At 65.4% G+C, this 22,122-nt stretch carries 23 protein-coding genes; 4 read left to right on the top strand and 19 right to left on the bottom strand.

Annotated features, from left to right (window positions below; all coding sequences use genetic code 11):
* Positions 1–4: 4 nt before the first annotated feature.
* From rpsC to DI605_RS17230, 13 genes are all read right to left on the bottom strand, one after another.
* Complete coding sequence (gene rpsC, locus DI605_RS17290) at positions 5–700, bottom strand: 30S ribosomal protein S3 (RefSeq protein WP_293976344.1); 696 nt, start codon at positions 698–700, stop codon at positions 5–7.
* Positions 700–1,077 carry a 50S ribosomal protein L22 gene (gene rplV / locus DI605_RS17285; protein WP_293976343.1) on the bottom strand — a complete coding sequence of 126 codons (378 nt, stop codon included), beginning with the start codon at positions 1,075–1,077 and terminating at the stop codon, positions 700–702. The genes rpsC and rplV overlap by 1 nt, the downstream gene beginning before the upstream one ends.
* Positions 1,077–1,352, bottom strand: a complete 276-nt coding sequence (gene rpsS / locus DI605_RS17280; protein ID WP_293976342.1) for a 30S ribosomal protein S19 — start codon at positions 1,350–1,352, stop codon at positions 1,077–1,079. Before rpsS ends, rplV begins: the two co-directional genes overlap by 1 nt.
* A 3-nt stretch (positions 1,353–1,355) precedes the next feature.
* Complete coding sequence (gene rplB, locus DI605_RS17275) at positions 1,356–2,192, bottom strand: 50S ribosomal protein L2 (RefSeq protein ID WP_293976341.1); 837 nt, start codon at positions 2,190–2,192, stop codon at positions 1,356–1,358.
* Between the two features lie 4 nt (positions 2,193–2,196).
* A complete protein-coding gene (locus tag DI605_RS17270; RefSeq protein ID WP_293976340.1) occupies positions 2,197–2,511 on the bottom strand; it encodes a 50S ribosomal protein L23 in 315 nt (104 codons plus the stop codon).
* Positions 2,504–3,130, bottom strand: coding sequence for a 50S ribosomal protein L4 (gene rplD / locus DI605_RS17265; RefSeq protein ID WP_293976339.1), 627 nt, complete (start codon positions 3,128–3,130; stop codon positions 2,504–2,506). Before rplD ends, DI605_RS17270 begins: the two co-directional genes overlap by 8 nt.
* A 2-nt stretch (positions 3,131–3,132) precedes the next feature.
* Complete coding sequence (gene rplC, locus DI605_RS17260; protein ID WP_293976338.1) at positions 3,133–3,870, bottom strand: 50S ribosomal protein L3; 738 nt, start codon at positions 3,868–3,870, stop codon at positions 3,133–3,135.
* Between the two features lie 302 nt (positions 3,871–4,172).
* Positions 4,173–4,481: a 30S ribosomal protein S10 gene (gene rpsJ, locus DI605_RS17255; protein ID WP_171743360.1), complete on the bottom strand. Its 309-nt coding sequence runs from the start codon at positions 4,479–4,481 to the stop codon at positions 4,173–4,175.
* Positions 4,482–4,615: 134 nt separating this feature from the next.
* Positions 4,616–5,806 carry an elongation factor Tu gene (gene tuf / locus DI605_RS17250; protein ID WP_293976337.1) on the bottom strand — a complete coding sequence of 397 codons (1,191 nt, stop codon included), beginning with the start codon at positions 5,804–5,806 and terminating at the stop codon, positions 4,616–4,618.
* A gap of 122 nt (positions 5,807–5,928) precedes the next feature.
* A complete protein-coding gene (gene fusA, locus DI605_RS17245; RefSeq protein ID WP_293976336.1) occupies positions 5,929–8,004 on the bottom strand; it encodes an elongation factor G in 2,076 nt (691 codons plus the stop codon).
* 84 nt (positions 8,005–8,088) lie between these two features.
* Positions 8,089–8,559, bottom strand: coding sequence for a 30S ribosomal protein S7 (gene rpsG / locus DI605_RS17240; RefSeq protein ID WP_293976335.1), 471 nt, complete (start codon positions 8,557–8,559; stop codon positions 8,089–8,091).
* Between the two features lie 71 nt (positions 8,560–8,630).
* Positions 8,631–9,002 (bottom strand): 30S ribosomal protein S12, encoded by a 372-nt coding sequence (gene rpsL, locus DI605_RS17235; protein ID WP_171743364.1) that lies wholly within the window; start codon positions 9,000–9,002, stop codon positions 8,631–8,633.
* A 274-nt stretch (positions 9,003–9,276) separates the two neighbouring features.
* A complete protein-coding gene (locus tag DI605_RS17230; RefSeq protein WP_293976334.1) occupies positions 9,277–10,545 on the bottom strand; it encodes a hypothetical protein in 1,269 nt (422 codons plus the stop codon).
* Positions 10,546–10,709: 164 nt separating this feature from the next.
* Between DI605_RS17230 and DI605_RS17225 the strand changes: the two genes are divergently transcribed.
* From DI605_RS17225 to DI605_RS17210, 4 genes are all read left to right on the top strand, one after another.
* Entirely contained in the window at positions 10,710–11,234 is a 525-nt protein-coding gene (locus DI605_RS17225; RefSeq protein WP_293976333.1) for a hypothetical protein, read from the top strand.
* Positions 11,231–11,926 carry a hypothetical protein gene (locus DI605_RS17220; protein WP_293976332.1) on the top strand — a complete coding sequence of 232 codons (696 nt, stop codon included), beginning with the start codon at positions 11,231–11,233 and terminating at the stop codon, positions 11,924–11,926. The genes DI605_RS17225 and DI605_RS17220 overlap by 4 nt, the downstream gene beginning before the upstream one ends.
* A 129-nt stretch (positions 11,927–12,055) precedes the next feature.
* A complete protein-coding gene (locus tag DI605_RS17215; protein WP_293976331.1) occupies positions 12,056–13,189 on the top strand; it encodes a glycosyltransferase family 2 protein in 1,134 nt (377 codons plus the stop codon).
* The gene (locus DI605_RS17210; RefSeq protein ID WP_293976330.1) at positions 13,186–14,742 is read left to right on the top strand and encodes a hypothetical protein; all 1,557 of its coding nucleotides are present in this window, start codon (positions 13,186–13,188) and stop codon (positions 14,740–14,742) included. Before DI605_RS17215 ends, DI605_RS17210 begins: the two co-directional genes overlap by 4 nt.
* 5 nt (positions 14,743–14,747) lie before the next feature.
* Here the strand turns inward: DI605_RS17210 and DI605_RS17205 are convergent, their stop codons facing one another.
* The 6 genes from DI605_RS17205 to dapD all read right to left on the bottom strand — a co-directional run bounded on the left by DI605_RS17205 (position 14,748) and on the right by dapD (position 22,122).
* The gene (locus DI605_RS17205) at positions 14,748–16,265 is read right to left on the bottom strand and encodes a hypothetical protein (protein WP_293976329.1); all 1,518 of its coding nucleotides are present in this window, start codon (positions 16,263–16,265) and stop codon (positions 14,748–14,750) included.
* The gene (locus DI605_RS17200) at positions 16,262–17,614 is read right to left on the bottom strand and encodes a hypothetical protein (protein WP_293976328.1); all 1,353 of its coding nucleotides are present in this window, start codon (positions 17,612–17,614) and stop codon (positions 16,262–16,264) included. The genes DI605_RS17205 and DI605_RS17200 overlap by 4 nt, the downstream gene beginning before the upstream one ends.
* Before the next feature lie 288 nt (positions 17,615–17,902).
* Positions 17,903–19,300, bottom strand: coding sequence for a dihydrolipoyl dehydrogenase (gene lpdA / locus DI605_RS17195; protein WP_293976327.1), 1,398 nt, complete (start codon positions 19,298–19,300; stop codon positions 17,903–17,905).
* 63 nt (positions 19,301–19,363) lie between these two features.
* A complete protein-coding gene (locus DI605_RS17190; RefSeq protein WP_293976467.1) occupies positions 19,364–19,699 on the bottom strand; it encodes an acyl-CoA thioesterase in 336 nt (111 codons plus the stop codon).
* A 56-nt stretch (positions 19,700–19,755) separates the two neighbouring features.
* Positions 19,756–21,036, bottom strand: a complete 1,281-nt coding sequence (locus tag DI605_RS17185; protein WP_293976326.1) for a pyruvate dehydrogenase complex dihydrolipoamide acetyltransferase — start codon at positions 21,034–21,036, stop codon at positions 19,756–19,758.
* Between the two features lie 264 nt (positions 21,037–21,300).
* Positions 21,301–22,122 carry a 2,3,4,5-tetrahydropyridine-2,6-dicarboxylate N-succinyltransferase gene (gene dapD, locus DI605_RS17180; protein ID WP_293976325.1) on the bottom strand — a complete coding sequence of 274 codons (822 nt, stop codon included), beginning with the start codon at positions 22,120–22,122 and terminating at the stop codon, positions 21,301–21,303.

Here is a 22,122-nt window from a genome sequence, read left to right as displayed (position 1 = left end):
AGCCTCAGCGCGCCGGACGAACTCCGGAAGTCTGCGCTTCCATCATCAGGCGATCCTGCGCGAGCGGATCATGGCCGAGGATCTCACCCTTGAAGATCCAGACCTTGACGCCGCAGACGCCATAAGCGGTGTGCGCTTCGGCTTCCGCATAATCGACATTCGCGCGCAGCGTGTGCAGCGGAACGCGACCCTCGCGATACCATTCGGTGCGCGCAATCTCCGCGCCGCCGAGACGGCCGGCGCAGGTGATGCGGATGCCCTCGGCGCCGAGGCGGAGAGCCGACTGCACCGCGCGCTTCATCGCGCGACGGAAGGCGATGCGGCGCTCGAGCTGGTCGGCGACGCCCTGGGCGACGAGCTTGGCATCGATTTCCGGCTTGCGGATCTCGACGATGTTCAGGCTCACGTCCGAACCGGTCATCTTGCCGAGCGTCTTGCGCAGCTTCTCGATGTCCGCACCCTTCTTGCCGATGATCACGCCGGGGCGCGCGGCATAGATGGAGATGCGGCACAGCTTGGCCGGACGCTCGATCACCACCTTCGAGATCGCTGCCGACGGCAGGTTCTTGAAGATGTACTGGCGGATCTTGAGATCCTCCATGAGCAGGCGGCCATAGGCCTCGCCCTCGGCGAACCAGCGGCTGTCCCAGGTGCGGTTGATCTGCAACCGCATGCCGATCGGGTTGGACTTCTGACCCATTATGCTTCTTCCTGCTCGCGCACGACGACGCGGATCCGGCTGAACGGCTTCACGATCCGGGCCGAGCGGCCGCGGGCGCGGGTGGCGAAGCGCTTCATGACCAGGCCCTTGCCGACCGAGGCTTCGGCCACGACCAGCGCGTCCACGTCGAGATTGTGGTTGTTCTCGGCGTTGGCGATTGCGCTCGCCAGCGTCTTGCGGACGTCCACAGCCATCGCCTTCTTCGAGAAGGTGAGGATGTTGAGCGCGTCGCCAGCCTTCTTGCCGCGGATCAGGCCCGCGACCAGATTGAGCTTGTACGGCGAACCGCGCACGGAGGTGTTGACGGCAAGGGCTTCCTTGTCGCCCACCTTGCGGGGGGATGCAGGCTTCGACATCAGCGCTTGCCCTTCTTGTCCGCGGCATGGCCGGGGAAGTAGCGCGTCGGCGCGAACTCGCCGAGCTTGTGCCCGACCATGTCCTCGTTGACGGCGATGGGAACGAACTTGCGGCCGTTATAGAGGCTGAAGGTCAACCCCACGAACTGCGGCAGGATCGTCGAACGACGCGACCAGGTTTTGATCGGCGCGCGTGCACCGGATTCCTGGGCGGCTTCGGCCTTCTTGAGCAGGCTCAGTTCGACGAACGGGCCCTTCCAGACTGAACGAGCCATCTATCAGCCCTTCTTCTTCGCGTGACGCGACCGGATGATCATCTTGTCGGTCGACTTGTTGTGGCGGGTACGATGACCCTTGGTCGGCTTGCCCCACGGCGTCACCGGATGGCGGCCGCCCGAGGTCCGGCCTTCACCACCGCCGTGCGGATGGTCAACCGGGTTCTTCGCAACGCCGCGCGTCAGCGGGCGCTTGCCGAGCCAGCGGGTGCGGCCGGCCTTGGCGAGATAGGTGTTGGCGTTGTCGGGGTTCGACACCGCGCCCACCGTGCACATGCAATCCGAGCGGATATAGCGCTGCTCGCCCGAGTTCAGGCGGACCATCACCATGCCCTTGTCGCGGCCGACGATCTGCGCATAGGTGCCGGCGGCACGCGCGATCTGGCCACCCTTGCCGGGCTTCATCTCGACATTGTGGACGATCGTGCCGACCGGAGCCTGGCCGATTTCCATCGCATTGCCGGGCTTCACGTCCGTCTTCTTGGCGGCGAGAACGACATCGCCCGCGGCGAGACGCTGCGGCGCCAGAATGTACGAAAGCTCGCCATCCTCATACTTCACCAGAGCGATGAAGGCCGAACGGTTCGGATCATATTCCAGGCGCTCGACGGTCGCGGGGGCATCCCACTTGCGACGCTTGAAATCGACGAAGCGATACTTCTGCTTGTGGCCGCCAGCGATGCCGCGCGCCGTGGCGTGGCCCATGTTGTTGCGGCCACCCGACTTGCGCTTGCCCTCGACGAGCGCCTTGACCGGCTTGCCCTTCCAGAGGCCCGACTTGTCGACGAGCACCAGGCCGCGACGGGCCGGGCTGGTCGGGTTATAATGCTTGAGTGCCATCGCCTCAGATCCCCGTCGTCACGTCGATGGACTGGCCGTCCGCCAGCGTCACGATCGCCTTCTTGCTGTCGGAACGCTTGTAGGCTTCGCCCTTCCAGCGCTTCGTCTTGCCCTTCGACACGATCGTGTTGACGCCGGTGACGGTCACGCCGAACAGCGCCTCGACGGCCGCCTTGATCTCCGGCTTGGTCGCCTTTTCGGCCACCTTGAACACGACCGCGTTATGCTCGGAGAGCAGGGTCGACTTTTCGGTGATGTGCGGAGCGAGCACCACGTCGTAATGACGGATGTCGATCGCGCCCTGCTGCTGCTTAGCCATTGAAGCGCGCCTCCAGCTTCTCGACCGCGGCGCGCGTCAGCACCAGCGTGTCATGCTTCAGGATGTCGTAGACGTTGGCGCCGATCGCGGGCAGCAGATTGATGCCCTTGAGGTTCGACGAGGCCCGCGCGAACGAGACGTTCAGCGCTTCGCCATCGATCACCAGCGTCTTCTTGCCGAAGCCGAGGCCCGCCAGCTGCGCCGACAGCGCCTTGGTCTTGCCCTCGGCGACGTCGAGCACGTCCAGCACGATCAGGTTGCCGTCCTTGGCCTTCGACGACAGCGCCATCTTGAGGCCGAGCGCGCGAACCTTCTTGTTGAGGCCCGGATTGAAATCACGGACGCGGGCGCCATGCGCCTTGCCGCCGCCGATGAACACCGGAGCGCGACGATCGCCGTGACGAGCCGAGCCGCCGCCCTTCTGGTTGCCGAGCTTCTTGCCCGAACGCGCAACGTCCGCACGCTCGCGGGTGCCGCGGGCGGTGCCGCGACGCTTCTCGAGCTGCCACGTCACGACGCGGTGCAGGATGTCCGCGCGCGGCTCGAGGCCGAACACGTCGTCGTTAAGCTCGATATCGCCGGCCGCCGCCGCGTCGAGGTTCTTGACCTGAAACTTCACGATCAGCCCTCCTGGCCTTCGGCGGCTTCGGGCATCTCGACGACCGAAGCGGGGTTGCTGTTGGCCGCGACCTTCAGGCCGGCCGGCTTCGGCGCGTCCTTGTGACCGGGCACCTTCACGGCATCCTTCACGAGAAGCCAGCCACCCTTCGAACCGGGCACCGAGCCCTTGATGAAGAGCAGGCCGCGCTCGACATCCGTACGGACGATCTCGAGATTCTGCTGCGTGCGCTGACGGTCGCCCATATGGCCGGCCATCTTCTTGTTCTTGAAAACCTTGCCCGGATCCTGGCGCTGACCGGTCGAGCCGAGCGAACGGTGAGACACCGAAACGCCGTGGGTCGCGCGCAGACCGCCGAAACCCCAGCGCTTCATGCCGCCCTGGAAGCCCTTGCCCTGCGTGCGGCCGGAAATGTCCACCAGCTGGCCGGCGACGAAATGCTCGGCCGAAAGCTCGGCGCCGACATCGAGGAGATTATCCTCGGAGACGCGGAATTCGGCGACATAGGCCTTGGGCTCAACCTCGGCCTTGCCGAAGTGGCCGCGCTGCGGCTTGGCGACATTCTTGGCCTTCGCGGCACCGGCGCCAAGCTGGACGGCCACATAGCCATCGGACTCGACTTCCTTGCGCGCGACGACCTGGACGCTTTCCAGCTGCAGGACGGTGACAGGCACATGACGCCCATCATCCTGAAACAGCCGGGTCATCCCAACCTTCTTCGCGATCACGCCTGTGCGCATGATCCATTCCTTCCACAACAGAGGCCCGACCCGGTCCCCCGGGGAGGGCTTGCCAACGAAAAAGGGCCCGGTCACCCGAACCCCAGCCCAATGAAACCGCGTGCCCCGCCAGGGCCATGTTCAACAGATCGGTGACTGCTCACCAAAATGTCGAAAGCGGGGACGCGGGCAACGACCGATCCCTTAGGGGGCAGGTCGTTCGGTATCCTTGCTTCCTGCTTCGACCGAGGCGGAAAACCGCGTATCACGGGAAGCTAAAAGCGCCGGCCCAGGGAATCACCCAGACCGGCGGTGTCGGCGCCTTACGCCAACTTGATCTCAACATCAACACCTGCCGCGAGATCGAGCTTCATCAGCGCGTCGACCGTCTGCGGGGTGGGCTGCACGATATCCAGGAGGCGCTTGTACGTGCGCACCTCAAACTGTTCGCGGCTCTTCTTGTCGATGTGGGGGCCACGGTTGACCGTGAACTTCTCGATGCGCGTCGGCAGGGGAATCGGGCCACGGGTCAGCGCGCCGGTGCGTCGGGCGGTGTCGGCGATCTCGCCGGTCGCCTGGTCGAGAATGCGATGATCGAACGCCTTCAGGCGAATGCGGATATTGCTGTCCATGGGATTCCTACCGATGCGAAAGAGCCTGGGCCGTTGCCGCCTCCCTGGGGGTTGCGGAATGACCTCTCATTAAAAGCAAACCGGCCGACTCTCCCATGAGGAGAGCCGGCCGGCTCGTTAGGCTTGCGCCTATATTACGCCGTGATCGACGCGACAACCCCGGCGCCGACGGTGCGGCCGCCTTCGCGGATCGAGAAGCGGAGCCCCTCTTCCATGGCGATCGGCGCGATCAGCTTCACGCCGAGCTGCACGTTGTCGCCCGGCATCACCATCTCGGTGCCTTCCGGCAGCTTCACTTCGCCCGTCACGTCGGTCGTGCGGAAGTAGAACTGCGGACGATAGTTGGCGAAGAACGGCGTGTGACGGCCCCCCTCTTCCTTCGACAGCACGTACACTTCCGAGCTGAACTCGGTGTGCGGCTTGATCGAGCCCGGCTTGCAGAGAACCTGGCCACGCTCGACCTCTTCACGGCCGACGCCGCGGATCAGCGCGCCGATATTGTCGCCGGCCTGACCCGAGTCGAGCAGCTTGCGGAACATCTCGACGCCCGTGACGGTCGTCTTGCGGGTGTCCTTGAGGCCGACGATCTCGACTTCCTCGCCCACCTTGACGATGCCGGTCTCGACGCGGCCGGTGACGACCGTGCCACGACCCGAGATCGAGAACACGTCTTCGATCGGCATCAGGAACGGCTTGTCCAGCGGACGCTCCGGCTGCGGGATATATTCGTCGACAGCGGCCATCAGCTTCAGAACGGCGTTCTTGCCGATCTCGTCGTTGGAGCCGTCCAGCGCCTTCACGGCCGAACCCGCAATGACGGGGATGTCGTCGCCCGGGAAGTCATAGGACGAGAGAAGCTCGCGAATCTCGAGCTCGACGAGCTCCAGGATCTCGGCGTCGTCGACCAGATCGACCTTGTTCATGAACACGACGAGCGCCGGCACGCCGACCTGACGGGCGAGCAGGATGTGCTCACGGGTCTGCGGCATCGGGCCGTCGGTCGCGGACACCACGAGGATGCCGCCGTCCATCTGCGCGGCGCCGGTGATCATGTTCTTCACATAGTCGGCGTGGCCCGGGCAATCGACGTGCGCATAGTGGCGCTTCTCGGTCTCATACTCGACGTGCGCGGTCGAGATGGTGATGCCGCGCTCGCGCTCCTCGGGAGCCTTGTCGATGTTGGCATAGTCCACGAAGGTCGCGCCGCCGGTTTCGGCGAGGACCTTGGTGATGGCGGCCGTGAGGGACGTCTTGCCGTGATCGACGTGCCCGATGGTGCCGATATTGCAGTGCGGCTTCGTCCGCTCGAATTTCGCCTTCGCCATTTTTCCTACCTTGCTTCGAATCTGTTGGGAGTGACGGGCGCACCGCCAAACGGGGTGCGCCCATAACAGCTTTTTTCAGTTACGCCAGCCTTGTGGAGTCCATCCCGCCGGGATGGCGCCGCTCAGGCCAGCTTCGCGACGACTTCCTCGGCCACGTTGGCGGGGACTTCATCATAGTGCGAGAACTGCATCGTATACTGCGCGCGGCCCTGCGTGAACGAGCGGAGCTGGTTCACATAGCCGAACATGTTGGCCAGCGGGACCATCGCCTCGACCACCTGCGCGTTGCCGCGGCTGTCAGTGCCCTGGATCTGGCCGCGACGGCTGTTCATGTCGCCGATCACGTCGCCCAGATAATCTTCCGGCGTCACGACCTCGACCTTCATGATCGGCTCGAGGATCTTGATACCGGACTTCTGGGCCGCTTCACGCATCGCGCCGCGGGCGCAGATTTCGAACGCCAGCGCCGACGAGTCGACGTCATGGTAGGCGCCGTCCGTCAGCGTCGCGGTGAAGTCGATGATCGGGAAGCCGATCTTCGAACCCGTCGCCGCGATCTCGCGAATGCCCTTCTCGACGGACGGGATATATTCGCGCGGAATGTTGCCGCCCTTGACCTCGTCCACGAAGACGACGCCCTGGCCGCGCTCGCCCGGCTCCACCGTCATCTTGACGCGGCCGAACTGGCCGGAGCCGCCCGACTGCTTCTTGTGGGTGTAGTCGACGTCGACCTTCTTGCCGAGCGACTCGCGATACGCGACCTGCGGAGCGCCGATATTGGCCTCCACCTTGAATTCGCGCTTCATGCGATCGACGAGAATTTCGAGGTGAAGCTCGCCCATGCCCTTGATGATCGTCTGGCCGCTCTCATTGTCCGAAGACACGCGGAACGACGGATCCTCGCGCGCCAGGCGATTGAGGGCGACGCCCATCTTCTCCTGGTCGGCCTTGGTCTTCGGCTCCACCGACAGCTCGATCACGGGCTCGGGGAATTCCATCCGCTCGAGGATGATCGGCGCGTTCTGCGCGCACAGCGTGTCACCGGTCGTGGTATCCTTGAGGCCGGCGAGCGCGACGATGTCGCCCGCATAGGCTTCCTGAATGTCCTCGCGGCTGTTGGCATGCATCAGCAGCATGCGGCCGATCTTTTCCTTCTTGTCCTTGACCGAGTTGGTCACGGTGGTCGCGGCTTCCATCTTGCCCGAATAGATGCGGGCGAAGGTGAGCGTGCCGACGAAAGGATCGTTCATGATCTTGAACGCGAGCGCCGCCATCGGCGCCGTGTCGTCGGCCGGACGCGAATCGGGCGTCTCGCCGTCGAGCTTGAGGCCCTGGACCGGGGGAATGTCGAGCGGGCTCGGCAGATAGTCGATCACGCCATCCAGGAGGGGCTGCACACCCTTGTTCTTGAAGGCCGAGCCGCACAGCACCGGCACGAACGAGAAGTTCAGCGTGCCCTTGCGGATCAGCGCCTTGAGCTGCTCCGTGGTGGGCTCATTGCCCTCCAGATAGGCCTCCATCAGCTCGTCGTCCTGCTCGACGGCCATCTCGATCAGCTCGGAGCGAGCGGTCGCGGCGGCATCGGCCAGATCGGCGGGGATCTCCTGATATTCGAACTTCGCGCCCAGCGACTCTTCCAGCCAGATGATCGCGCGATTCTCGACCAGATCGACGAGGCCCTTGAAGCCACCCTCGATGCCGATCGGGAGATAGAGCACGGCCGGACGCGCGCCGAGGCGATCCTTGATCATCTCCACGCAGCGCTCGAAGCTGGCGCCCGTACGGTCCAGCTTGTTGACGAAGCACATGCGGGGAACCTTGTACTTCTCCGCCTGACGCCACACCGTCTCCGACTGCGGCTCAACGCCGGCCACACCATCGAAGCAAGCGACCGCGCCGTCCAGCACGCGCAGCGAACGCTCGACCTCGATCGTGAAGTCCACGTGGCCGGGCGTATCGATGATGTTGATGCGGTGATCGTTCCAGAAGCACGTCGTGGCGGCCGACGTGATCGTGATCCCGCGCTCCTGCTCCTGCTCCATCCAGTCCATCGTGGCGGTGCCCTCATGGACCTCGCCGATCTTGTAGGACTTTCCGGTGTAATACAGGATGCGCTCGGTCGTCGTCGTCTTGCCGGCATCGATGTGCGCCATGATGCCGATGTTGCGATACTTTTCGAGCGGATGGCTGCGGGCCATGATCGGGGCTTCCTTAGCGATGCGGGGAGCAGGCCCACAGGCCGGCTCCCCACTATGTAGGTCGTCGCTGCTAGAGCGACAATGTTACCAGCGGTAGTGGCTGAACGCGCGGTTCGCTTCCGCCATGCGGTGCGTATCCTCGCGCTTCTTCACCGCGTTGCCGCGATTGTTCGCCGCATCCATCAGCTCGCCCGACAGGCGGGCGGCCATGGTGTGCTCCGAACGACCGCGGGCGGCGGCGATCAGCCAGCGGATCGCGAGCGCCTGGCTGCGCTCCGGGCGAACCTCGACCGGGACCTGATAGGTCGCACCACCGACGCGGCGGCTGCGGACCTCGATGCCCGGGCGGACATTGTTGAGCGCGTCATGGAACACGCCGATCGGCTCGCGCTTCGCGCGGGTCTCGACGGTTTCGAGCGCACCATAGACGATGCTCTCGGCGACGGACTTCTTGCCGTCGAGCATGACGCTGTTCATGAACTTGGAGAGAACGATATCCCCGAACTTCGGATCGGGAAGGATCTCGCGCTTTTCGGGACGACGACGACGTGCCATCTGATTTTTCCTTCTAATGCTTCAGCCGCATTGATCGGACTGGCCGGCTTCTGAAAGCCGGGCCGATCGGCTTACTTCGGACGCTTGGCGCCGTACTTGGAACGGGACTGCTTGCGGTTCTTGACACCCTGGGTGTCGAGCACGCCGCGAAGCACATGATAGCGGACGCCGGGAAGATCGCGAACGCGGCCGCCACGGATCAGCACCACGGAGTGCTCCTGCAGGTTGTGGCCTTCGCCCGGAATGTACGAAATGACTTCGCGAGCGTTGGTGAGACGAACCTTGGCCACCTTGCGGAGCGCCGAGTTCGGCTTCTTCGGGGTCGTCGTATAGACACGGGTGCAGACGCCGCGCTTTTGCGGATTCTGCTCCATCGCAGGAACCTTGGACTTGGCCTTCTGCGGTTCGCGACCCTTGCGGATCAGCTGATTGATCGTCGGCATTGAAGCCTTCACCTTTCATAGGGTTACTTTGCCGCACCGGCCACGCACGCTTCCGAGACCGGAAATGCGCGAAAGGCCCCAGCCGACCGTAACCGGTCGTCTTGGTGCCTCGAGCCAAGCAGCGGCAATGTTCATGCATCCGGACCATCGAAACGGCTCCGAACGGGCGCGGCCTATAGAGAGGAGCGCCGCCACGGTCAACCGGAGCGGCGCGCTCGCTCATATCCGGCCCGTTCGTCACCCCAAACCGATCAGGGTGACGAAAGGGAGGCGATCAGAACGGGCTGACGGCGCCCTTGAGCTTGTCGAACAGGCCGCCCTTCTTCTTGGGCTGCTCCGGCGCCTTCTGCCCCTCGATCGTGCGCCGCCCCTCATAAGGCTCGTCATCCGCCGTCGTGGCGGAGGAGCCACCCTGCATGCCCAGGATCAGGCCGGTAGTGGATTTGTAGCGCACCTTCGTGGTCCAGCTGATGTTCCACGGCACCTTCGGATCGGCGGGCCGGGGCGGATCGACGAAATTCGCCTCGTCGCCATAGGCGATCATCGAAACGATGCCCGACCTGGTCTGATTCGTGACCTCGACGGGCACGGTGCACTGGGTCGCGGTCGGCGGCATGACCAGCTTCAAGCCGATCAGGCGCTTCACCTCCGCGGGCGAAAGATAGTCGAGCAGGCCCGCATCGGCGAAGGTCTGCACCCCGCTGGAGCTCCACATCACGATCGTCGTGCCATCCTCGCGGCCGCCTTCTCCCGACGCGCCGAACAAGGTCGCGAAATAGCCGGTCGCGTTGGGGATCGACTGCCACTGGAGAATGGTGGCGCCAGCCGGACTCTTGGCGCCGGAATTCAGCTGGAGAGGCGGCATCCAGTCCTTGCCGGGCGGCAAGGTGAACTTGATGTCGGGCGAATAATTGCCCTTCACCACATGATCGCCGAGCAGGCTCTGCGGCACCTGCTGGTCGCGCGACTTGCTGTTAGGCCAGCCGCCGAACGTCGCATAGCGGCCCGTGGTCGGCGGGTTCTGATGGTGGACGGCGATATAGGGAATGCGCGGCAATTGCTGACCGGCCATGATCTTCGAGAAATCGAGGACGTAGGGCTGGCCCGGCGCCGCCTTGTCACCACACCCCCAGTAGATGAGGATCCGCGCCTTGGGCGGCTCCTTGATCTCCGGCTGGTCGCGCGTGTCCTCTTCCTTCCGGACGGGCGGGCTCTGCGTGGGCGTGAGAAGCGGCAGCGGTGTCGCGGTGCCGGGCAGGTGATTCGCCTCAGGCCCCGTCGCGGTGCGGCTGGAGCCAAGCGCCAGCTCCAGCATGTGGATCGGCCGGCCGCCGCCGCCGCGCATCATCGACATGATATCGCCCATCGAGGGCTTCTTCTGCCCCGATCCGAGGCCTCCGAAGCCGAAACCGCTCGATGTGCCCGCGCTCACCCAATAGACGGCGACAGGCCCCGTCACCTTCTGCTGAACGGCCGGCGGCGCCGCCACCGCGCCGAACGCGATGGCCGACGCGAACATGATCGTGCCGCGGCTGATCCTCACAAGCCCCCCCTCTGACGCCCCTGAAACTGGCGCGGGTGATGCGCTCGGGGGCCCGGGCCGTCAATGGATGGCGATATGGCTTGCTCAAACAGGGCCGAAAGGGGCAATACGGCAGCAACACAGGGGCGCGGGGACTCGTGAGATCGCTTTGTTTGGCTTTCGCTTTGGCGGCAATTGTCACGGTTGATCCGGCTGCGGCCCAGTTCGGCTCCTTCCTTCGTTCGATCGCGCCCTCGGGCTCCTCATCATCGTCCAGCTCCACGAAATGCGAGCGCAACGGCAAGAGCGCCGGCAAGGGCGCCTCGATGATGGGCAAGATGTTCGGCAACGCCACCAATCGCGCGCTCGGCGGCACCGGGATCGCTCAGTTCGTGCCCATTCCGGAAGTGGCCGGCATCCTGAGTGACGCGATCGCCTGCCAGCTGGACCAGAAAGAACAGCAGCAGGCCGCAACCGCAACGCAGACGGTGGTGCGCGGCGGAGAGATCGGGTCCACATCCGAATGGAAGAGCGACAGCCGTGAAGGCGTTTCCGGCAAATCGACCCTCACCGCGCGCGCCGAACAGGCCGACGGCACCAGCTGCGTGCAGGTGACCGATGTCATCATCGTCAACGGCGAGGAGACGACGGTGCCGAAGAAGATGTGCCGCGCGCCGGGGGCCTCCGGCTATTCGATCGCGCAGGCATGATTCGCGCGGCCGCCGGCCTGCTCATGCTGCTGGCCACGGCCGCCCGGGCCGAAGGCCAGATGGATCCCCGCAACCCCACCTGCCCGCTGAATCCGGACTGGTCGGCCGTGCCCTCCATGACGTTTACGCCGTTGAAGAAGGACGGGCGGACGATTCTGTTCGCCGAAGGGCGGATCGATGCGGGCATGCCCGCGCGGCTGGAAGCCGCGCTCGCGAAGACGAAACAGATAGACGAGATCGTCATCCGATCGCCCGGCGGCGATGCCGAGGCCGGCAACAAGGCCGGTCTCGTGGTGCGCAAGGCGGGCATACCCACGCGGATCCCCGCCGGCTGGGCCTGCTTCTCGGCGTGCAACTTCCTCTTCATGGGCGGCCCGATCCGCGCAGTGGAGCCGGGGGGCCTCTTCATCGTCCACATGTTCACCTTCACGTCGGACGGGGGCGTGATCGCGGCGGAGGCGCAGCGCGGCTACAAGGAAGCCGTCTCCGTGATCGGCGATGTCGAGCAGGGATCCGCGTTGCTCGCCAGCGAGGACAATGACTTCCTCATCCGCATGGGCGTATCGCGCAAGCTGCTGACGGAAGTGATGTATCGCCAGAAGGCCGTCGCCGGCGCCGGAGGCGATTCGTCGACTCGGCGCTGCCTCTCGCAGGAGGAATTGTTTCGCTACAACGTGGCGAACGTCCGCTGACATGCCTCGCCAGCCATCGCTGGATCAGGTCGTCCCGTCGCGGACCTATGCATCATTGGTGTAACATCAGCGCTACGTAAGTGCGTATTCGGTAATTGTTAAGCAAATGGGCACATGGAAATGTCGGCCATGAACGCACCGATCCGCCTCCCCGCTCGTCCTTATGTCGACGCCGAGACCCGGCCGCTGGCATTGGCCGTCATCATCCCCACGCTCAACGAGCGCGACAATGTCAGCCCGCTTCTGGCGGCGCTCGATCGCGCGCTGGCCGGACGCGAATGGGAGGCCATCTTCGTCGACGACGGTTCGACCGACGGCACGCCCGAGGCGATCGAGGCGATCGCGCTCTTCCGCCGCGATGTCCGCCTGATCCGTCGCCATGGCCGGCGCGGCCTTTCGACCGCGATCGTGGAAGGCATGATGGCGACCACCGCACCCGTCGTCGCCTCGATCGATGCGGACATGCAGCATGACGAGGCCATCCTGCCCCGCCTGCACGATGCCGTGCTCGCCGGCGCCGATGTGGCCGTCGGCACCCGCTATGCCGGCGGCGGCTCCACCGGCGACTGGGAAGCCTCGCGCGTCCGCAAGAGCGAATTCGCCACCCGGCTCGCCGCGATCGTCACCAAGACCCGCGTTTCCGATCCGATGTCAGGCTTCTTCGTGGTCCGCCGCGATGCCGTGCTCGCGGCCGTGCCCAGCATGTCGGGCGTGGGCTTCAAGATCCTGCTCGATCTGCTCGCCTCCTCGCCACGGCCGCTGGCCGTGGCCGAGGTGCCCTACACGTTCCGGCCACGGCAGGCGGGCGCCAGCAAGCTCGATTCGATGGTCGCGCTGGAATATCTGCTGCTGCTGGTCGACAAGATCACGCATGGCCGCGTGCCGGCACGCATGATCCTGTTCCTCGCGGTGGGCGCGGTCGGGCTGGTCGTGAATCTCTTCGCGCTGGATGTGCTGCTCAACGCGGCCGGCTTCAGCTTCCGCAGCGCGCAGACCGCCGCCGTGGCGCTTTCCATCCTGTTCAATTTCGCGATCAACAACTGGCTGACCTACAATGACCGGCGGCTGCGCGGGCTGGCCTGGCTGCGCGGGCTGGCGACGTTCACGCTCATCTGCGGAATCGGCGCCATCGCGCAGGTCGGCATCAGCGAGATGGTGTATGACGAGCGCCGCATCTGGTGGGTCGGCGGGCTTGCCGGCGCCGCCGTGGGCGCGGTCTGGAATTACGCGGCCTCTTCCTTCGTAACCTGGCGCCGGGCGTGAGCCCGCCGGCTTCGGCCGGTCGCCCATCCGTGACGCCATCCGACGGATGGAGCCCGCAGCAGTGGCGGATCGGCCTCGCCTTTCTGGCGGCCGCCGCCTTCGCGCTACGGGTGCCCGCGCTCGGCTATCCGCTGATCGACGTGGACGAGGAATTCTACCTCCTCGTCGGCGACAGGATGCTGCACGGCGCCATTCCCTATGTCGACATATGGGATCGCAAACCTCCGGGCCTGTTCCTGCTCTATGCGGCGATCCGGCTGCTGGGGGGCGATGGCATCCTCCAGTATCAGATCGTGGCGGCGCTCTTCGCGACGGCCACGGCCGTTGCGATCGCGCTGATCGCCCGCCGGATCGCGCATCCGCTGGCCGCCCTTACCGCCGGCCTCGTCTATGTCGCGGCCGCAGCGCTTCTGGGCGGGCGTGGCGGGCAGACGCCGATCTTCTACAATCTGCCGGTGGCGCTCTCCGCGCTCATCCTGCTCGGCCTCGCCAGCCCGGCCGGGGGCCAGGGCGTGTCCTCCAGCGCGATTCGTTGGCGCGGCATGATCGCGATGCTGCTGATGGGCCTCGCGATCCAGTTGAAGCCGACGGCGGTGTTCGAAGGCATCTATTTCGGGCTGATCCTGCTCTGGCTTTCCCGGCGCGCCGGCACGCGCCCGGCGGCGCTGGCAGGCGATGCCGCGATCTGGATCGGGACGGCGCTGGCGCCCAGCCTGATCGCGTGGCTCACTTATGCCGGCATCGGCCAGCGCCAGGCATTCTTCTATGCGAATGTCGGCTCGATCTTCGCGCGCAGCGATGCCGATACGGTCAAGCCGCTCAAGAATCTCGGCAAGATCGCCGTTCGGATCGCGCCGCTGCTGCTCACGATCATCATCGGCGAGTGGCTGTTGCGGAAAGATGCGCCATGGCGGCGATCCGCCGCGGACAAGGCGGCCTACCTTTTCCTGGCCGGCTGGTGCGTCGCGGCGGTAGGCGGCTTCGCGGCGTTCGGCACCTATTTCGAGCATTATGCGCTGCCCCTGCTGCCGCCGCTGGCCGTGATCGCCGCCGCCACCTTCTCGATCCGCACACGTCTGGCGGGGCCGGTACTGGCGGCACTGACACTCGCCTTCCTGCTGATCTTCGGCCGGATCGATTATCGCAAATATCTCGACAAGCGCGGCGACACCGCCTTCGCCGCCCGGATGGAGCAGGCCATCGCCAGCCACCTCGACGGCGGCTGTCTCTATATCTTCTATGGCGAGCCCATTTATTATCACCTGTCGAACGCCTGCATGCCGACCCGCTGGCCCTTCCCCTTCCATCTGAGCCTGGCGCGGGAAGCCGGGGCGATCGGAGTCGACCCCGAAGCCGAGATTCGGCGGATCCTGGCATCGCGGCCAACCGTGATCGTGGATCGGCTGAACAGCGATTCGGAGATTAATGTGCACGTCCAGACCATCCTGCGCGATGCCCTGGCGCGCGATTATCGGCTCGTCTTCACAGGTGCGCACAAGGGCAAGCACAATGATGTCGATCAGGTTTGGGCGCGGCGAACGCCCGATCGATAGCCCGTTTATTCGCCGCTCCGGATCAGTGCCGCGTTGATCCCATATTCTGGTGGCAGCGGCGCGCCGCAACTCCCCTGTCGCACATAAAGGCAATGTTCGGGCAGAAGGCTGAGATTGCGTTCCCGCCGCGCATGGCGGCCGACGAAACATTTCGCCTGCCGATATCCGGGGCCCAGCAGGGCGGCCCGATCGGGAGAGGTGACGACAGCGTTGAAGGCCGAGCCCAGCCGCCGAACATCAGCGTGGGAATCAGGCTGATCGAACACGTAGATGGGCGTGGCACGATCATAATAGACATAGGCTGCCTTGAGCGCGTTGGACGGCTGGAGGAAGGCGAGACCGCATATGCCGGGCACGTCATGCGCGCCGCGCATCAGCGCGATCACGCGCCTCGAACTCGACCACACGGCCTTGCCGGGAGCAGCCGCCACGCCACCCGCCACCAATAACGCCGAGGTAACACCGGCAAGCGGCAGCCAGCGGCGCGCACGCGGCCAGCGGGACACGAGCATCGCGGCCAGATCGGCCGCGCCGACACCCGCCAAAAGCCACATCAACGTGATCGACAGGAAGACGAACCGATATTCCTTATGCGGGATAGCAGCGTGCACGATCATGTTGACGATCGCGATCAGGGCGACGGAGGGCATTCGGCGCCCGCCCGCCAGCGCCAGGCACAGAATGGGGATGATCGACCACCCCCAGACCCGGATCTGATTGGCCACATACCATAAGGGTGGTTCTGTCCCGTAGAAGGCGCTCTTGTTCTGGATCAGGTTGATCCGGAAATTCTCGATGATCCAGCGAAGCGGCATCTCCCCCTGCACAAGATCGACAAGACCATCGATCATCAGCGCGAAAACGCCGCCGGCAATCACATGCAGCCAGCGTCGCTTATCTCCACGACAGGCTATCACCGCGGTGAGGCCCAGCACCGGCGCGAGCTGAAACCGGATCGCGAATACAAGCCCGAGCAGGAAACCACCCGCAAGAAACCGCCATCCGTCCTTTTCCCACTTTCCCGACATCAGCCAGAGAGCAGGCAGGAACAGGGCCGGCGCGATGCTATCGGAAAGGGCTCGCGCGGAAAAATAGACGAGATCGAACGCGGTCGCGAGCATCAGGCCGGCGATCAACCCATGCCAGCGCGTAATGCGCAGCGCCAATGCCGTGCCGACTGCCACAATCCCGAGCGACACCAGGGCGAGCGTCAGCCGGACCGGAATCAGATAATGGATCGTATCCGGCCAGAGCAGCTTCCCCGCCGCCATCGGGCCAGCCAGAAACGCCGGTATCAACCAGGTCCGGATTCCGGCACGATATTCCCACGGCACCACCTTCCAGCCGGTGACCAGCCCATGCGCCGGCTCCAGATACTGCCAGGCCTCGTCCGGATGGTGAAAAAGCTCGAGGAAGATGAGCGGCAGGCGAAGGAGAAAGGCGATGCCGATCACCAGCCAGAGAATCTGGCGAGGATCGAGGCCGGTCGCTGATGTGAATGTCGCGCGAGGATCCTGCTTCACGCGGCCCCCGACAGGCGGCCATCGACCGGATAGGGGTAAGGCTCGGGCGGGAGGACGAGTCGGGCGACGATGCCGATGACGCAGACGAACGCGACGACACCGAGGCCGATCCGCAGGCGGCGCCTGTCCAGCGCATCGGCGGTGGCGAGCAGCACCAGCGCGAGCGCGGCCGCGACCATCGACCAGAGATGATAGCGCAGATCGCTGGCGATGCTGACGACCGCGTAGCTCGCGCTCATCACCACCGCCGAGAAAGCGAGCGCGACGCCTAGCGCGGCCGCCGGCGAGCGGCCATCCCGCGCGGCCCATAGCGTCACCAGCGCGAGTGCCAGCCATGCGAAGGGCCAGCCCAGCGGCGTTTCCGACTGGAGCCATGCCGCGGCGATCAGCCCCCTGCCGAGGAATCCCGGCGGCCCGCCGAGGCCGAAATCATTCTTCTCCGATGCGGCGGGCGGCGCGGCATCGCTCTCATTATGCCCGACGAGAAAGCGGATGTTGGAATTGAAGTGACGCAGCCGATGCTCGGCCCAGGCCACGGGATGATGCACGATCATGACGATCCAGAGGCGCATGATCGGCCCGCCGCTGTCCGCATCGAAGGCGATCTCATCGCCCAGTGGCGCGCACTGGCTGGGCATCCCGTAGGGATTCCAGAAATAGGGCGTGTAGCAGCGCTTCCGTTCGCCTTCCGCCCATGCCGGCCGGCTGGTGCCCGGCACCTCCGCCAGCCCGGCATGATGCGCGATGCCGGCGACGTCATAGAGCGGCAAGGCGCGCTCCACCTTCGAGGAGGAGGCGCCAAGCAGGCGATGGTTGATCGGCGGGCTCGCCACGATCACGGCGAGCATGAGAGCCAGCAGCAGGATGCCACGCTTCCACCAGACGCGCACGCCGAGCCATCCCGCGAGCGCCAATACCAGCGGCACCGTGGCGAAGACGGCATTGCCGCGCACGAGCGTCGCATAGACGAGGAGGAGCGCGATCACGGCCACTGCCCGGCCCGGCAGGGCACGGCCGGCAAGGCGGAAATGGGCCGCGAGCCCCGTCGCCGCGACGAGGCAGGAGGCGAGCTGGGCATCCTTCAGCACCACCGTATCCCACCCGACGAACAAGGGGAGCAGGCCGATCGCGAGCACGGCCCAGCCCGCGCGGGCCTTGCCCATGCGCGCCAGCGCCGCGGCGAGTAGCCCCAGCCCGCCCCACCAGAAAATCGCCTGAAGCAGAAGGAAAGGCTGCGTTCCCGGCCAGACGCGGATCAGCAGCGCCCAGGTGCGCGCCATGATCGGCGGGTGCCAATCGAAGAAATCGCCGCTGGTCGCCTGCTCATATTGGGAGATGGTGTCGTACATAGCGACGCCAGGCCAACGCGCGACAAGGGTGACGATGCAGAGGAGGAGGGCGACGGCGAGGAGGACCCACGAACGGGATCGGTCCCCGGCCCCTCGGGGCGAAGTTGCTTCGGTCGCTGTCGGCATGCGGGCCACCCGTTCCCACCGCCTTGTCACCCCGGACTGGTTCCGGGGTCCACCGGGCGGCGGGAGCAGCGATGGCGGATCTTGCGGAAAAGCGGCTCCGGGAACAAGCCCGGGCCTCAGGAAAGGCCCCGGCCTTCCCCCGTTTTTCCGATCCGCGCTTTCTTACATGTGCAGCTGACGGCCATAGGCCGCGAGCACGGCCTCGTGCATCGTCTCGCTGATCGTGGGATGCGGGAAGACCGTTTCCATCAGCTCGGCCTCGGTCGTCTCCAGCGTCTTGCCGATCGTATAGCCCTGGATCATCTCGGTCACTTCCGCACCGATCATGTGCGCGCCCAGAAGCTCGCCGGTCTTGGCATCGAACACCGTCTTCACGAAGCCTTCCGGCTCGCCGAGCGCGATCGCCTTGCCATTGCCGATGAAGGGGAAGTTGCCGACCTTTACCTCATAGCCCGCTTCCTTGGCCTTCGCCTCGGTAAGGCCCACCGACGCGACCTGCGGGTGGCAATAGGTGCAGCCCGGAATATTCTTCACGTCCATCGTATGCGGATGCTTGCCCGCAATCGCCTCCGCCGCGATCACACCCTCATGGCTCGCCTTGTGCGCGAGGAAGGGCGGCGCGGTGACATCGCCGATCGCATAAAGCCCCTCGACGTTGGTTTTGCACATCGCATCGGTCACGATGTGGCCGCGCTCCATCTTCACGCCCAGCGCTTCCAGCCCGACATTCTCGGTATTGGGCGCGATGCCGACGGCCACGATCACATGGCTGAAATCCTCGACGGTGACCTTGCCGTCCTTGCCCTTGATCGAGGCCTTGATGCCGGTCGCGGTCGTCTCGATCTTCTCGACACCGGTCGCGGTCAGGATCGTCATGCCCTGCTTCTTGAACTGCTTTTCGAGATGGGTGGAGACGTCCTTGTCCTCGACGGGCACGATCCGGTCGAGCATCTCGACGATCGTCACCTTGGCGCCCATATCATTGTAGAAGCTGGCGAATTCCACGCCGATCGCGCCGGAACCGATCACGAGCAGCTTGGTCGGCATCTCGGGCGGGGTCATCGCCGTGCGATAGGTCCAGATGCGCTTGCCGTCCGCCTTGGCGAAGGGCAGGTCGCGCGCGCGCGCGCCGGTCGCGACGATGATGTTCTTGGCGGCGAGCTCGGTCACCTTGCCGTCATCCGCCTTCACCGAGAGCTTGCCCTTGCCTGTCAGCGTGCCGAGGCCCATGAAGACGGTGATCTTGTTCTTCTTCATCAGGTGCGTGACGCCCTGATTCAGCTGCTTGGCGACACCGCGCGAGCGCTTCACCACCGCTTCCAGATCCGCCGTGATCTTCTCGGCGGCAAGGCCATAATCCTTGGCATGCTGCATATAGTGATAGATTTCGGCCGAGCGCAGCAGCGCCTTGGTGGGGATGCAGCCCCAGTTGAGGCAGATGCCGCCGAGCAGTTCGCGCTCCACGATCGCGGTCTTGAGGCCGAGCTGGGCCGCGCGAATCGCGGCGACATATCCGCCGGGGCCCGAACCGAGCACGATCACATCGAAAGTATCAGCCATGGAAAGCTCCACTGAGCCCCTCACCGCAGCGGGGAGAGATATTGGGGATAGAGATGGCGACGATCACGCCGCGTCCAGGGGTCGCGACTTGCCCTCGTCGTCGATCGCGACGAACGTGAAGACGGCGTGGGTCACGCGATAGGTTTCTTCGGAAGCCCGCTTGTGGGCCCAGGCGGAAACGTCGATCTTCATCGACGTGCGCCCGGTCGCGATCACGTCCGCATAGACCGACACCACGTCCCCCACCTTCACCGGCCGATGGAAGGTCATCCCGTCCACCGCGATCGTGACGGCCCGGCCCCGGCTGTAAAGCGCGGCGACGGTGCCGGCGGCCGAGTCCATCTGGCTCAGCAGCCAGCCGCCGAAGATATCGCCATAGGGATTGGTGTCGGCCGGCATCGCGACCACCCGGACGGCGGGCGATCCCGACGGCGGCTGATCCGATGCGGTATCGTTCAAGCCAGCATGCCCAGCGGCGCTTCCACCAGACGCTTGAACGCCGCCATGAACTTGGCGCCGTCCGCCCCGTCGATCGCGCGATGATCGAAGCTGCCGGTGGCGCTCATGATCGTCGCGATCTGGAGCGCGTCATTCACCACATAGGGCCGCTTCTCGCCCGCGCCGATCGCCAGGATCATCGCCTGCGGCGGATTGATGACGGCTTCGAACTGCTTGATGCCGAACATGCCCATGTTGGAGAGGCTGGCCGTGCCGCCCTGATATTCGTGCGGCTGCAGCTTGCCGTCGCGGGCGCGCTCGGCAAGATCCTTCATCTCGGTCGCGATCACGGAGACGGGCTTGATGTCCGCCCCGGCGATGATCGGCGTGATCAGGCCATTCGGGATCGAGACGGCCACCGAAATATCGGCGCGCTTGAACGAGGTGAGCGTGTCGCCGCCGAACATCACGTTGCAGGCAGGCACTTCCATCAGCGCCACGGCCTGCGCCTTGATCAGCAGATCGTTGACCGAAAGCTTGATGCCGCGCGAGGCGAGGCCGGCATTCAGCTGCTCACGCAGCTTCAGCAGCGCATCCAGATTGATATCCACCGTCAGGTAGATGTGCGGAACCTGCTGCTTCGATTCGGTGAGGCGGCGCGCGATCGTCTTGCGCATGTTCGAAAGCTTCGACACCTCGGCCGGGACGCCTTCGGGAGCGATGGCGGGCGCCGGAGCGGGCGCGGCGGCTGGCGCAGCGACAGTGGGGGCGACCTTGGCTGCCGGCGCGCCGGCCTTGCCTTCCAGATCGGCCTTCACGATCCGCCCGTTCGGGCCGGAACCGCTGACGGCGCCGAGATCCACACCCTGCTGTTCCGCAAGGCGCCGGGCGAGCGGGCTCGCTTTTACGCGGCTTCCGCCGTCGGCAGGGGCAACAGCGGCCTTGGCTGCCGGCGCATCCGCCTTGGGCGCGGGCGCGGCTTCCGCCTTGGCGGGCACCGGATCGGCCTTCGGGGCCGGGGCGGCCGCCTTCGCGACGGGCGCGGACGCATCCTCGCCCTCGGCGGCGATGATCGCGATGACCGCGCCGACCTTCACGCCATCCGAGCCCTCGGGCACAAGCAACTGAACGACAGTGCCTTCGTCGATCGTCTCGAACTCCATCGTCGCCTTGTCGGTTTCGATTTCAGCGAGGATATCGCCGGAGGAGACCGTGTCGCCCTCCTTGACCAGCCATTTGGCAAGGGTGCCCTCCTCCATCGTCGGAGAGAGAGCGGGCATCTTGATCTCGATCGGCATCGGCAAACCTTGGCTATCGGGAAGGGCTTGGCGGGGGCATTTCCCTTTCCGATTTCAGGCGGGGACGGTCAAGGGTAACCGGTAACCCAGACCGAGAATGTCACACGGTTTGATCGATTTGGGCGCCTGTCATGCTCGCTTTGCCGCAAACCATGCGCAGATCGGGCCGGAAGCCCCGACTTCGGGCGGATCGCGCAGCGCGAGGCCTCCCACCGGCCTGAACGGGGTGGCACCCGAAGCCGTGCGCCACCCCATCGTATCCGTTCAGTCCCGCAGAAGTTCGTTAATGCCGGTCTTCGAACGGGTCTGCGCATCCACGCGCTTGACGATCACCGCGCAGTAAAGGCCGGGGCCGCCATCCTTGCCCGGCAGCGTGCCCGGCACGACGACCGAATAGGCCGGCACACGGCCGATCATGATCTCGCCCGTCGCGCGATCCACGATTTTGGTCGACGCCCCCAGATAGACGCCCATCGAGAGGACGGCGCCCTCCTCCACGATCACCCCTTCGGCCACTTCGCTGCGCGCGCCGATGAAGCAATTATCCTCGATGATGACGGGATCCGCCTGCAGCGGCTCCAGCACGCCACCAATGCCCACGCCGCCGGACAGGTGGACGTTCTTTCCGATCTGCGCGCAGGAGCCAACCGTCGTCCAGGTATCCACCATCGTGCCTTCACCCACATAGGCGCCGATATTCACGAAGCTGGGCATGAGCACGCAGCCCTTGCCCACGAACGAGCCGGCACGCGCCACGGCGCCCGGCACGGCGCGGAAGCCGGCCTCGCGGAAGCGATTCTCGCCCCAGCCCGCCCACTTCAGCGGCACCTTGTCGAAGGCCGGGCCGCCATTCGGCGCCTCGACCACGGCATTGTCGTTCAGCCGGAACGACAGAAGCACCGCCTTCTTCAGCCACTGGTGCACGGTCCAGCCGCCATCGCCCTTCTCCGCGACGCGGAAGCTGCCCGAATCCAGACCGGCCAGCGCGGTTTCCACCGCATCGCGCACTTCGCCCTTGGTGGCGAAAGAAAGGGTGTCGCGCGCCTCCCACGCGGCATCGATGGCCGCGGCCAGTTCCGTGCTCAT

Origin of the sequence: Sphingomonas sp., assembly GCF_003248515.1 — a bacterium.
Lineage (GTDB): Bacteria > Pseudomonadota > Alphaproteobacteria > Sphingomonadales > Sphingomonadaceae > Sphingomonas_I.
This window is presented reverse-complemented; position numbering and strand designations above follow the sequence as displayed.